This window comes from Thermus thermamylovorans, assembly GCF_004307015.1.
GTDB classification, from domain to species: domain Bacteria; phylum Deinococcota; class Deinococci; order Deinococcales; family Thermaceae; genus Thermus; species Thermus thermamylovorans.
This window is the reverse complement of the sequence record NZ_SIJL01000003.1, coordinates 136,202-148,815: the sequence shown is the minus strand read 5'-3', so window position 1 is coordinate 148,815 and position 12,614 is coordinate 136,202. Positions and strand designations below refer to the sequence as shown.

Genomic DNA, 12,614 nt, shown 5'->3' with positions numbered 1-12,614 from the left:
CGTGCGCCTGGTCCTGGTGCCCACCCCCATCGGCAACCTGGAGGACATCACCCTGAGGGCCCTCCGGACCCTCAGGGAGGCGGAGGTGGTGGCCTGCGAGGACACGCGGCGTACAGGCTTTCTCCTCCGCCACTACGGCATCCCCACCCCCACCCTGCGCCTGGACGGGCACACGGTGGGGCAGGCCCGGGAGCTCCTCTCCCCTTACGCCTACGTGGCCTACGCCACCGACGCCGGCACCCCGGGGATCTCCGACCCGGGGGCAGAGCTGGTGCGCCTGGCCTTAGAATGGGGCTGGCGGGTGGAAGCGCTTCCTGGTCCCACCGCCCTCATCCCCGCCCTGGTGGCCTCGGGCCTGCCTACCCACCGCTTCACCTTTGAGGGCTTTTTGCCCAAGGCCGGGGGGGAACGGCAGAGGCGCCTCCTGGCCCTGGCCCGGGAAGGGAGGACCGCGGTGCTCTACGAAAGCCCCCACCGCCTGCGCAAGACCCTGGAGGACCTCATAGGGGTCTACGGCCCCGCCCACCCCGTGGCCGTGGCCCGGGAGATCAGCAAGGTGCACGAGGAGGTCTTCCGGGGAAGCCTCAAGGAGGCTTGGGAGCGCTTTGCCGAGCCCCGGGGAGAGTTCGTGCTGGTCCTCGGGCCCAAGGAGGCCCCGCCCCCGGAGGTGGAGGGGCTCCTGGCCGGGCTCAGGGCCCAGGGCCTTGCCGGCAAGGCCCTCTTCCGGGCCCTGGTGGCGCGAGGGGTGCCCCGGAACGAGGCCTACCGGCTCGCTTTGGAGGAGGAATGAAGCGCATAGGAGTCTTCACCAGCGGCGGCGACGCGCCGGGCATGAACGCGGCCATAAGGGCGGTGGTGCGTCAGGCCCACGCCTTGGGGCTAGAGGTCATCGGCATCCGCCGAGGCTACGCCGGCATGATCCTGGGGGAGATGGTGCCCCTAGGGGTGCGGGATGTGGCCAACATCCTGCAGCGGGGGGGGACCATCCTCCTCACCGCCCGGAGCCAGGAGTTCCTCACGGAGGAGGGACGGGCCAAGGCGGCGGCCAGGCTCAAGGCCGCGGGGATCGGAGGGCTGGTGGCCATCGGGGGGGACGGCACCTTCCGCGGGGCCATGCGCCTTACGGAGGAGCAGGGGGTGCCCGTGGTGGGGGTGCCGGGCACCATCGACAACGACCTCTACGGCACCGACTACACCATCGGCTTTGACACCGCGGTGAACACGGCCCTGGAGGCCATCGACCGCATCCGCGACACCGCTGCCAGCCACGAGCGGGTCTTCTTCATCGAGGTCATGGGCCGGGACTCGGGCTTCATTGCCTTGGACGTGGGCCTGGCCGGGGGGGCCGAGGTCATCGCTGTCCCCGAGGAGCCCCTGGACCCCAAAGCCATCGCCGAGGGTCTCCTGGAGTCTCAGCGGCGGGGCAAGACCAGCTCCATCGTGGTGGTGGCCGAGGGGGCCTACCCTGGGGGGGCGGCGGGGCTTTTGGCGGCCATAAAGGAGCACGTCCGGGTGGAAGCCCGGGTGACGGTCCTGGGGCACATCCAGCGGGGAGGGAGCCCCACGGCCAAGGACCGCATCCTGGCGAGCCGCCTGGGGGCGGCGGCGGTGGAGGCCCTGGCCAGGAGCACGGGCGGGGTCATGGTGGGGGAGGTGGAGGGAGAGGTGGCCTTCACGCCCCTCAAGGAGGCGGTGGAACGCAAAAAGGACATCAACCGGGTCCTTCTCGGCCTATCGCGGGTCCTGGCCCTCTAGGGCGAGGGCTTTCCGGAGCCAGGGGGTCTGCCAGGCCAGGCGGAAGGCCTCCCGGGCGAAAGGGCTCTGGCTGACCCCCTGGTAGACCGGGGTAGGGAGGTTTACCGAGGGGTAGCGCAGGCTTCCCGCTGCCGTCCTCTCCCAGGGGTAGCCCGTCCAGAGGGCCAGGGCCAGGAAGAGGCCGAGGAGGAGACCCCCCAGGCTGCCCAGGAGGCCCTCGAGGCCCCGGGGCAGAGGAGGCAGGGGCAGGCTCTTGGCCAGGATCCCCAGGAGGAGGCCGAGCCCCAAAGCCCAACCGGGCCCCCCGAGGCCCAGCTGGGCCAGGGCCACGTAGACCAGCACCCCGCCCCCGGCGAAGGCCCAGAGGAGCCCCCCGCGGTACCCCAGGGCGAGCCCCAGGGCCAGGCTGAAGAGGGCCAGGAGGTCCACCCAGGTCAGCATGGGCTCAGTTTACGGGCTCCTAGGCCCGGATGTCCCAGCCCCGCGCCCTGAGGGCCCGCAGGATGGCCGTCACTGCCTCCTCCACCTCTTCGTCCTTGAGGGTGCGTTCGGGGTGGCGGAAGCGCAGGTGGAAGGCCAGGCTCTTCTGCCCCTCCTTCAGGGGAGGGCCCTGGTAAAGGTCAAAGAGGGCCATACCCTCCAGGTAGGGCCCCGCCGCCTGGCGGAGCACCGCCGCCACCTCCCCGTAGGGTACCCCCTCGGGGACCACCACCGCCAGGTCCCGGAGGGCCAGGGGGTAGCGGGAGGGGTCTTGGAAGCGGAAGGCCGGTTCTGGGAGAGGAAGCGTAAGCTCAAAGAGCCACACCGGGGGAAGCTCCAGGGCCCGCTGCACCTCGGGGTGGAGCTGGCCCAAAAAGCCCCGCTCCTCTTCCTCTACCCGCACCCGCCCCGAGACCCCGGGGTGGAGGAAGGGGAAAGGGTGGGCCTCCACCCTTAGCTCCAGGCCGAGCCGCTCCATGAGGGTTTCCAGGAGGCCTTTGAGTAGGGGGAAGCCGGAGAGCTTTTCCCCGTGGGGAAGCCCCACCCCCTCCCCGTGGAGGAGGCCCGCCAGGTGGCTTTTCTCCACCACCCTCCCCTCCGCTACCCCGTAGACCCGGCCCACCTCGAAGAGGAGGGCCCGCTCGGGGCGGTCCAGGGCCAGGTTCTCCCTCAGGACCTTAAGGAGGCCTGGGAAGAGGTGGGTCCTGAGGGCGGTCCGGTCCGGGCTCAGGGGGTTTTGCAGGCGCAGGGGGGGCAGGGGGAGGCGGAAGAGGGGGGCCTCCTTGGGGTCCATGAAGCTGTAGGTGTAGACCTCCTGGAAGCCCAGGCCCGCCAGAACCTCCCGCAGGCGGCGCTCCTTCTGGTAGGGCCCTTCCACCCCCCGGTTGTCGGGGGCGGGGAAGAAGGCGGGCAGGGCCAGGGGGATGGTGTCGTAGCCCTGGACCCGTGCGATTTCCTCCACCAGGTCCTCCTCCAGCCTGAGGTCCAGGCGGCGGCTCGGGGGGGTGACCCGGTAGGGGCCCCTTCCCTCCACCCGGCAGCCGAGGCGTTCCAGGATGGCGAGCTGCTCCCCTTCCGGGTACTGGGTCCCCAGGAGGCGGTTGGCGTGGTCCGGGCGGAAGGGGATGGGGTCTGGGGCCTCGGGGCTCCCCGCCTCCAGGAGGCCCTCCGCCACCTTCGCCCCGGCGAGCTCCTGGAGGAGGGCCAGGGCCCGCTGGGCCGCGGGCACCTGGCCCAGGGGGTCCACTCCCCGTTCGAAGCGGTAGCTGGCCTCGGTGCGCAAGGCGTGCCGCCTTGCGGTCTTGCGGATGGCCACGGGGTCGAACCGGGCCACCTCCAGAGCGATGGCCCGGGTGTCCTCCCGCACCTCGCTCTCCGCCCCGCCCATGACCCCGGCGAGGCCCAAAGGGAAGCTCGCCTCCCCCCGGTAGCCGGCGATGAGGAGGTCCTCGGGATGGAGTTCCCGCTCCACCCCGTCCAGGGTGCGGAGCCTTTCCCCGGGCCTGGCCCTCCGCACCCGGATGCCCTCCCCCACAAAGCGGAGGTCAAAGGCGTGCATGGGCTGGGCCCGTTCCAGCATCACGTAGTTGGTGATGTCCACCACGTTGCTTATGGGCCTCATCCCGCAGGCGAAAAGGATGCGTTGGAGCCAAAGGGGGCTCGGCCCCACCTGGAGGCCAAAGGCGTAGGAAAGGGTGAAGTGAGGGGCCCCGTGAGGGTCCTCCACCCTGAGGCCAAAGGGTAGGGGTACCTTCTCCGTTTCCAGCCGTACCTCGGGCAGGACCAGGCTGTAGCCCAAAGCGTGGAGGTCAAAGGCCAAACCCAGGATCCCCAGGGCATCCGGGCGGTTGGGGGTGACCTCTATGTCCAGCACCTCCTCTTCCGGCCAAGCCTCGGCCAGAGGGGTGCCGGGAGGAAGGGCATCAGGGGGGAGCTCCAGAAGCCCACCGCCGTATTCCCCCACCCCGAGTTCCTTGGGCGATAGGGCCATGCCGTGGGAGACCACCCCCTGGATGGTCCTTTCCCCGATCCGAAGGCCGTTGACCTCGGTGCCGGGAAGGGCTAAGGCCACCCCCACCCCGGGGCGGGCGTTCGGGGCCCCCGAGACCACCTCCACCACCTTCCCCGCATCCAGGACCAGGCGCTTGAGGCCGGTGCCGGGGATGGGGTGGGCCTCGAGGACCCGGGCGAAGACCACGCCGCCGGGTATCTGGAAGACCCTTTCCATGCGGTCGGTTTCAAAGCCGAGGCTGGCGAGCCGCTCCTCCAAAACCTCGGGGCTTTCCAACTCGGGCACATAGCTTTTTAGCCAAGTAAAAGGTACCCTCATAGAATCCCCCGGAACTGCTCCAGGAACTTAAGCCTTCCCCCGAAGAAGTAGCGGATGTCGGGGATGTTGTAGCGGAGCATGGCCAGGCGTTCGATTCCAAGCCCAAAGGCGAAGCCCGTGACCCCCTGGTATGCGGGGGGAAGGCCCAGGGCTTTTCGGTATTCGTCCACCGCCTGGAAGACCTGGGGGTGGACCATCCCCGCCCCCCCGAGCTCCAGCCACTTCCCTCCCTCGGGCCAAAAGATGGCGAACTGGGCCCCCGGCTCCACGAAGGGGAAGTAGACGGGCTGGAAGCGCACCCGGGAGTGGGGGCCGTAAAGGGCCTGGGCCAGCTCGTAGATGGCCCCCTTCAGGTGGGCCATGGTGATCCCCTCCCCCACCACCAGGCCCTCCAGCTGGTGGAAGACCGCCTCGTGGGTGGCGTCCGTCTGCTCGAAGCGGAAGACCCGCCCCGGCACCACGATGCGGAAGGGGGGGGTGTGGGCCACCATGTAGCGTACCTGCATGGGGGAGGTGTGGGTGCGGAGGAGTAGCCGACCCCGGACCTCCTCCCCCAGGGGGCCCTCCAGGAGGTGTTCCCCTTCCAGCCAGAAGGTGTCCCACATGTCCCGGGCCGGGTGGTGCTCGGGGATGTTCAGGGCGTCGAAGTTGAAGAACTCGCCCTCCACCTCGGGGCCCTCCACCGCCTGGTAGCCCAGGGCGCGGAAGATCCCCACCAGTTCCCGCTCCATGAGGGTGATGGGGTGGAGCCCCCCGGGGAAGAGGCGCACCCCCGGCAGGGACACGTCCCGGCGCTCCCCTTCCAGGGCCTTCTTCAGGGCTTCTTCCGCAAGCTCCTGCTCCCGCCTCTCCAGGGCCTCTTCCAGGGCCTCCTTGAGGGCGTTCAGGGCCTGGCCCCGCGTTCGCCTCTCCTCCAGGGGGAGGCGGGCCAGGGCCTTCATGGCCTCGGTGAGGAGGCCCCTCTTGCCCAGGTAGCGGGCCTTGAGGCTACGCAGGGCCTCGAGGTCCGGGGCTTCCCGGATGGCGGCCAAGGCTTCTTCCAGCTCCCGCATCCCCTAGAGGATATCCCGGAAGCCCCTCAGGGCCAAGGGGTCCGCCCGTGGGGCTGACGGGGTCCACCTTGCGGCCTGCTGCGGGGCGTTCATCCCCTCTTCGCCGGACCTTTGGCCTTCACCCTCCGCCAGGGAGGCTTCCTGGGGGCTTCCAGGCCCGCACAGGCTGCGACGGGGTGCTCAGAGGACCTCGGCCAGCCTGCGGAAAAGCCCCGGGGCCTCCGGCGCCTTCCCCCCGTCCTGCCAGGGGAAGCGCAGGTCCCGCAAGGGGCCTTCCCCCACCCCCATCCCCCGGGGGAAGCGGGGACGGAGGTCCAGAGGCTGCGCCTCCATGCCGCCGAAGGCCTCCCGGAAGCGGGCCACCTCCCGCTCGGGGCCGAGGTGAAAGGCGTAAAGCCACCAGGTGCCCCCCTCTTCCAGGGCGAAGAGGAAACGGGGGGCGGGGGAGAGGGCGGGGAACTCGCCGGAAAAAGGCCTTCTGAGGAAGGCGGAGGCCCGGCCGGGCCGCAGGCGGAACACCACCTCCAGAGCTTCTCCCAGAAGCCCGAAGCTGCCCACGAAGGGCCGCACCAGGTCGTACCCCTGGACGTTTTTCACCACCACGCCCCCGGCCCGCACCACCCGGCCCCTGGGGGTCCGGAAGGTGAGGCCCAGGACCTCCGCGGGGAAGAAAAAGGTCTGGGCAAAGCCCCCCCGGGCCACGAGCCCCCCCACGCCGCCCGGGAGCTCCACCGGGGGAAAGGGAGGGTAAAGCCCGGTGCCCTGAAGCCTCTCGTGCACCTCCAGAAGCCCGGCCCTTCCGGGGGCCACCAGGTACTGGTCGGCGGCGTGGAGCTCCACGGGGTTATCCTAAACCCCTCACCGCACCGGGGCCAGGAGCAGGGCCAAGAGGGCCAGCCCCATCCCCACCCCCACCGCCAGGGGGAAGCCTTGGAGGAAGAAGGGGTAGAGGAGCCCCGCCAGGGTGCCCCCCAGGTAGAAGGCCGCCACATAGGCCCCGCTCACCCCGCTGCCCCGCCTTCCCGCTGCCCCCGAGGCCAGGCTCTGGGCGGTGAAGAGGGCGGCCATCATCAGGGCGAAGCCCAGGACCAGAAAGGGGGGCGGGAGGAGGAGGAGCCCAAGGCCCAGGAGGACGAGGGCGAAGGCCAGGCGGAAGGTGGCCACCGCCCCAAGGCGGCGGGCCAGGGCCCCGGAGAGGGCGCTTCCCGGGATGCCGAAGAGGTAGGCCAGGTAGACCAGGCCCACCTCCCCCGGGCGGAAGCCCAGCTCCAGGAGGCGGTAGGGGAGGAGGTTGGCCAGGAAGAGGTTCAGGAAAAGGAGGATGGCCCCCACCCCGTAGAGGGGGAGGGCGGTGAGGTCGTACCGGGGCGGGCCCAGAGGGGGAAGCCCCCTGGGGGCCCGGAAGAGGAAAAGGCCCAGGAGGAGGGCGGGGAGGGAGAGGAGGCAAAGCGCCCCCCGGACCCCCACCCCCTCCGCCAGAAGCCCCGCCAGCACCCGGCCCAGGCCCCCACCCAGGACGTTTCCCGCCATGTAGACCCCGGCCATCTCCAGGGCCCTGCCGGGGTAGAGGGCGGGGATGAGGGCGATGGCCAGGGCGGGCACCAGGGCGGCCCCCACCCCCTGGAGGAGCCGGGCCAGGGTCCAGAGGAAAAGGCTCGGGCTCGAGGCCCCCAGGACCCCCCCAAGGCCCACCAGCACAAGCCCCCCGCCCAGAAGGAGCCCGGCGGGGAGGGAAAGCTTGGGCACCAGGGGGGAGAGGAGGACCAGGAGGAGGAGGGGAAGCCCCATCCCCGGCCCCGCCGCCCCGGGGGGCGCCAGGAAGAGGGCTTCCAGGAGGGGCAGCAGGGGGACCACGGCGTAGAGGGCGCTGTAGAGGGCCACCCCAGAGAGGACCACCGCCAGGCGCATCCCCCTTATCCTAGGGCTACCATGCGGGTGCTCCAGGTGGCCCTGCCCCTGCCCCTTCCCCCCATGAGCTACCTGCCCCCCCTGGGAGGGGAGGGGCAGGAGGCCCTGGGCCGCAGGGTGGCCGTCCCCTGGCGGGGGGAGGTGCGGGTGGGGGTGGTGGTGGGGGAGGGGGGCAGGCCCTCCCACGCCCTGCGCCACGCCTTGGCCTACCTGGACGGGGCCCCTTACCTGCGCCCGGAGGAGGTCCTCTTCCTGGAGGAGGCCAGCCGCTACCTCTTCGCCCCCCTGGGCCAGGTGCTGGCGGACTTCCTCCCGCCCTCTCCCGAGCTCCGCCACCGGGTGCGGCTTTACCCCGGGGCCGATCCGAAGGTGCTCCCCAAGGGTCTGGAGGCCCTCACCGCCTGGCAGGAGGCCAGGGGGTTTGACCCCAGGCTCTTGGACCCCTTGCGGGAGGCGGGGGTCTTGGAGGAGGAGGTGGCCTTCAAGGAGGGGCGGCGGGTTCTCCTCCCCCTCAAGGAGGCCCACCCTGACCCCACCCTGGACCGGGTCCTGCAGGCCTTGCGGTCCATGGGCCAGGCGGAAAGCCAGGCGGCCCTGGCCCGGGCCGCGGGGGTGGGGGTGGGGCGGGTGAGGCGGCTCCTCGAGGAGGGGTATGTCGGCTACGGGGAACCCCTGGCCTCTCCGCCTCCGGGAGAGCCCGTGGAACCCCTCCCCCTCCCCGAGCGCCCGGAGCGCCTGAACGGGGGAAGGTTTCTGGAGAGGGTCCGCCTCCTGGCGGGCCTGGTGGCGGAGGGGGACCACCTGGTCCTCTTTCCCGAGGTGAGCCTCCTGGAGCGCTTCCTGCGCCACTTCCCCCGGGCCAGGCCCTACCACGGGGGGCTTCCCCCCAAGGAGCGGGAAGCCCTCTTCCGGGCCCCCAGGGGCCTGGTCTTCGCCACCTACGGGGGGCTCCTCCTCCCCTTCACCCCGCGCTCCCTGGTGGTGGTGGAGGAGGGGAGCGAGAGCTACAAGCTTCCCTCGGGAAGCCGGGCCTTCGTGCCCCCGCTGGCGGAGATGCGGGCCCGGCTCCTCGGCGTGCCCCTCACCTACCTCTCCCTGGTGCCCGCGGTGGAGGTATTGGAGCGGCCCGGCCTCACCTTTCCCGTGCCCAGGCCCCGGCTCCTCCTCGTCGACCTCAGGCGGGAAAGGGGCCACCCCCTCACCGGGCGGGCCCTGGCCCTCCTGAAGCAGGTGGAGGAGAAGGGCCGCCAGGCGGTGGTCCTCTCCCCCCGCCTGGGGTACAGCGCCCTCCTCCTCTGCGCCGACTGCGGCTACCGGCCCAACTGCCCCGACTGCGCCCTCCCCTTGCGCTACCACAAGGAGGCGAAGGCCCTCCTCTGCCACCAGTGCGGCCACCGGGAACCCCCCCCGCCCCTGTGCCCAAGGTGCGGCTCCACCCTCCTGGAGCCCAGGGGGCCGGGTTTGGAGTGGATTCAGGAAGAGTTGAAAAGGCGGCTTGCCCTACCCGTCTACCGCTACACCAAGGAGGAGAAGGACGACCTGGGCCCCCTGCTCGCCGGGAAGCCCGGGGTGGTGGTGGGCACCACCGCCCTGCTTCGCGGGCCCACCCTGCCCGAGCTGGCCCTGGTCCTCCTGCCCTACGCCGACGGCTTCCTCTACGAGGCGGACTTCCGGGCGGCAGAGCGCTACCACCGCCTGCTCTGGGCCCTCACGGAGCTCCGGCCCGGCCGCAGGCCCCTCCTGGCCCTCCAGACCTACACCCCCGACCACCCCGCCCACCTGGCCCTTTTGGAGGGAAGCGTGGAGGCCTTCCCCTGGGCGGAAAAGGCCCTCCGGGAGGCCCTGGCCTACCCGCCCCGGGTGCGCATGGTGAAGCTGGAGGTGGCCCACCGCCTGGAGGAGCGGGCCCTCGAGGCCGCCTTCGCCCTGCGGGAGGCCCTGAAGGGGGTGGCGGGGGAGGAGGAGGTGCTGGGCCCTGCCCCCGCCCCCATCCCCCGGGTGAAGGGGCAGCACGTCTTCCACCTCCTCCTCAAGGGCAGCACGGAGCGCCTGGCGGAGCTCCTTTCCCGCCTGGACCGCCGCAGGTTCCGGCTGGACCCCGACCCCCACCGCTTCGTGGGGCTTCTGGAGGACTGACGCCGCCCTGCCCGGGGGGCACCTCCCCCGGCTGGGTCGCGGCGGGGGCCCCTGGGAAGCGGGCATGGGGGCCGCGGGCGGGCGCCCTTCCCCTTGGGGGTGCGGCGTTCCTCCAGGGGGTGGGGTAGCATACCCCCCGTGGAGGCCCGCGCCTGGGTGGAGGTGGACCTGCTGGCCTTGGAGGCCAACCTCGCCCTCCTCCGCGCCCGGGCCCGGGGGGAGGTGATCCCCGTGCTGAAGGCGGACGCCTACGGGCACGGGGCCCTGCCCCTGGCCCGCTTCCTCTGCCAAAGGGGGGCCAGGCGGGTGGCGGTGGCTGCGGTGGGGGAGGGGAGAACCTTAAGGCGGGGCGGGGTGGAGGGGGAGGTGCTCCTTCTGGGAAGCCTCCACCCCCTGGAGGCCGAGGAGGCCCTGCGCTGGAACCTGGTGCCAAGCCTCTCCACCCTCGAGGCGGCAAGGGCCCTGGCGGCAAGGGCCCGGGCCCTGGGCCTTACCCCCCGCGCCCACCTCAAGGTAGATACGGGGATGCGCCGGGTGGGTTTCCCCTGGGAGGAGGCGGGGGAGGCCCTCCGGGCGGTGGAGGCCCTGGGGGTGCGGGTGGAAGGGGTCTACACCCACCTGGCCACCGCGGGGGAGGACGCCGCCTTCGTGGAGGTGCAAAGGCGCCGTTTCCAAAGGGTGCGGGAGGCTTTAGGGGAGGGCTACTTTTACCACCTGGAGAACTCCTACGGCCTCCTCCTCCACGGGGGGGAAAACGTCCGGGTGGGCCTGGCCCTCTACGGCCTCGTCCCTGGCTTTGGGCTGAGGCCCATCCTGCGCCTCCTCGCCCGGCCCACCCTGGTGAAGCGCTTGCGGCCCGGGGACCGGGTGGGCTACGGGGGGGAGTACGTGGCCCGGGGGGGGGAGTGGCTCGCCACCCTGCCCGTGGGCTACGCCGACGGGCTTCCCCGGGGGGCGGTGCGCCACGTGCGGGGGCCAGGGGGGGAACTCCTCCCCCTGGCGGGCCGCATCTCCATGGACCAGACCACGGTCCTCCTCCCGGGGCCGCTTCCCCTGGAGGCGGTCTTCGAGGTTCTCTCCCCGGACTTCGGCCCCACGGGCCTCCTGGCCTGGGCCGAAGCCCGGGGCACCATCCCCTACGAGGTGGTGGTGCACCTCTCCCGGAGGCTCCCCCGGGTCTACCGCTACGGCGAGGAGGTGCGGGAGGTTGCGAACAGTTGACCCTCAGCCCCCCTTTCCCCATCCCACACCAAACCCCGCTCCCAAATCCCGCCATTCCCTACAACCTCCCTTCGCACGGAGCAAAAGGCCTGGACCCGTAGAATGTTCCCCAGGAGGTCCAGACGCGAAGGGAAAGAAACGTAAAGGCAAGGGCAAAGGACCCCAGTTCTTCGTCGGCCTGGAAGCCCTCCTCGTTTTTCCTGACCACGGGGACCACGTGGCCACCCTGGACCTCATGCGAAGGTTCTCCGCCGCCCTCCGCTTCGCCTACAACAGGCTCCTGGAGGGAGAAAAGCGGGAGGATCTGAAAAAGGAAGACGGCCCCCTCTGCACCCTCTTCGGCCTCAACACCCGCTACGCGGACGACGCCCTCCTGAAGGCCCAGGCCCTCCTCACCTCCCAGAAGGAGCTCGGAGAAAACCCCCGCAAGGTAGTCTTCGGGGGCAGGAAGCTTTTCCGGCAACTCTCCCGGCTCAAGAAGAGCAACCTGCCCCTTTACGAACGCCGCAAACGGGAGTGGCGGGAAAAGCGCAAGGGGACCCTCTACGCCCGTGGGGACCGGAGCAAGGGCGGCAACCTCAACCTGCGCCTTCTGGTGCGGGATGGAGCTTTGTGGCTCCGGATCAACCTGGTGCACCGCCCTGCCTGGGCCCTGGTGCGGACCTCCCACCCCCGCCTTCACGAACTCCTCTCCCGGGTTTACACCGAAGAGCCCTACAACGTGGAACTCGCCTTGAGGGAAGGGAAGGTGTATGCCCTCTTCACCTGGGAGGAGAGGCTTCCTCCCCTGGTGGTCAACGCCCAAAGCGGGGTCCTGGCCCTGGACGTGAACGCCGACCCCTACGGGCTGGCCCTGGCCATCGTGAACCCGGATGGAAGCCTGAGGCGCTACCTCACCCTCTCCCTGGAGGGGGTAGACCAGGCCCCCAACAAGGGGGCCAAGGAACTTCTCCTTTGGCAAATAGCCCACCGGATCGTTTCCCTGGCCTGGGAGGAGGGGGTAGCCCTGGCCACGGAGAGGCTGAAGCATCTTCCCAAGGGAAGGAGAGGGGATGGTCTGGGCAAAACCTTCCGCCGCAACGCCCACCGCTTCGCCTACCGCTCCCTGCTGAGGAAGGTCCATACCCTGGCCTGGAGGAGGGACATCCAGTCCCTGGAGGTGAACCCCCAGGACACCTCCACCATTGGCATGCTGAAGTACGCTCCTCTCCTTGCCCTTTCCAAGGACATCGCTGCGGCCTACGTGATTGGGAGACGGGCTTTGGGCTACCGGGAAGAAGTCCCCAGACACCTCAGGGCCCTCCTCCAGGACCCTTCCTTCCACGAACACACCCGGCGCTTCTACGAGGGGAGGATTGCCGAGCTGAGGACGAAGCGCCGTCAGGAGAGGAACCCTTACCTGAAGAGAAGACTTGGGCGGGAGCTTTACCAAGCGAGGAAAGCTCTCGCGACCCTGCAAAGCCCGCAGGGCGAGCCTGGGAGCCCCGAAGGGTCCACCGGGGGAAGGAACCCCTGGGGCGGCAATCCCTGGCGAGCCCTGCGGGTAGGCACCCTCCTTCCCCTTCTTGGGCGTAGGGTACCGAGGGACCTCTCGGTCCTGAAGCCCATCCTGCATGGATCGTGGGAGGGGTGGAGGGGAGGCTTAGACCCTCATCCTGGTGGGGGGTCGGCCATCACGGGACCTCCTCATGTGGAGGTGGGTAGTGGTGGCTAGAGTTGACCAGGTCCTAGAC

General features: G+C 70.7%; 10 protein-coding genes. 5 read left to right on the top strand and 5 right to left on the bottom strand.

Annotated elements, in window-relative coordinates; all coding sequences use genetic code 11:
• Position 1: 1 nt before the first annotated feature.
• Both rsmI and pfkA read left to right on the top strand, forming a co-directional pair.
• Entirely contained in the window at positions 2-790 is a 789-nt protein-coding gene (gene rsmI / locus ETP66_RS03770; RefSeq protein ID WP_130840751.1) for a 16S rRNA (cytidine(1402)-2'-O)-methyltransferase, read from the top strand.
• Positions 787-1,755: a 6-phosphofructokinase gene (gene pfkA, locus ETP66_RS03765; RefSeq protein WP_130840749.1), complete on the top strand. Its 969-nt coding sequence runs from the start codon at positions 787-789 to the stop codon at positions 1,753-1,755. The genes rsmI and pfkA overlap by 4 nt, the downstream gene beginning before the upstream one ends.
• Here the strand turns inward: pfkA and ETP66_RS03760 are convergent.
• The 5 genes from ETP66_RS03760 to ETP66_RS03740 all read right to left on the bottom strand — a co-directional run bounded on the left by ETP66_RS03760 (position 1,732) and on the right by ETP66_RS03740 (position 7,524).
• Entirely contained in the window at positions 1,732-2,196 is a 465-nt protein-coding gene (locus tag ETP66_RS03760; protein WP_130840747.1) for a hypothetical protein, read from the bottom strand. The two genes, pfkA and ETP66_RS03760, sit on opposite strands and share 24 nt — an antisense overlap.
• A gap of 19 nt (positions 2,197-2,215) precedes the next feature.
• Entirely contained in the window at positions 2,216-4,564 is a 2,349-nt protein-coding gene (gene pheT, locus ETP66_RS03755; RefSeq protein WP_130840745.1) for a phenylalanine--tRNA ligase subunit beta, read from the bottom strand.
• Positions 4,561-5,616 carry a phenylalanine--tRNA ligase subunit alpha gene (pheS, locus tag ETP66_RS03750; protein ID WP_130840743.1) on the bottom strand — a complete coding sequence of 352 codons (1,056 nt, stop codon included), beginning with the start codon at positions 5,614-5,616 and terminating at the stop codon, positions 4,561-4,563. Before pheS ends, pheT begins: the two co-directional genes overlap by 4 nt.
• A gap of 180 nt (positions 5,617-5,796) precedes the next feature.
• Complete coding sequence (locus ETP66_RS03745; protein WP_130840741.1) at positions 5,797-6,456, bottom strand: DUF5639 domain-containing protein; 660 nt, start codon at positions 6,454-6,456, stop codon at positions 5,797-5,799.
• Between the two features lie 18 nt (positions 6,457-6,474).
• Complete coding sequence (locus ETP66_RS03740; RefSeq protein WP_130840739.1) at positions 6,475-7,524, bottom strand: MFS transporter; 1,050 nt, start codon at positions 7,522-7,524, stop codon at positions 6,475-6,477.
• Between the two features lie 21 nt (positions 7,525-7,545).
• Here ETP66_RS03740 and ETP66_RS03735 point away from each other — a divergent pair, with 21 nt between their 5' ends.
• From ETP66_RS03735 to ETP66_RS03725, 3 genes are all read left to right on the top strand, one after another.
• Complete coding sequence (locus ETP66_RS03735; protein WP_201738463.1) at positions 7,546-9,660, top strand: primosomal protein N' family DNA-binding protein; 2,115 nt, start codon at positions 7,546-7,548, stop codon at positions 9,658-9,660.
• 138 nt (positions 9,661-9,798) lie between these two features.
• Complete coding sequence (gene alr, locus ETP66_RS03730) at positions 9,799-10,881, top strand: alanine racemase (protein WP_201738462.1); 1,083 nt, start codon at positions 9,799-9,801, stop codon at positions 10,879-10,881.
• 178 nt (positions 10,882-11,059) lie between these two features.
• Entirely contained in the window at positions 11,060-12,595 is a 1,536-nt protein-coding gene (locus ETP66_RS03725) for an IS200/IS605 family element transposase accessory protein TnpB (RefSeq protein WP_130840838.1), read from the top strand.
• Positions 12,596-12,614 lie beyond the last annotated feature (19 nt).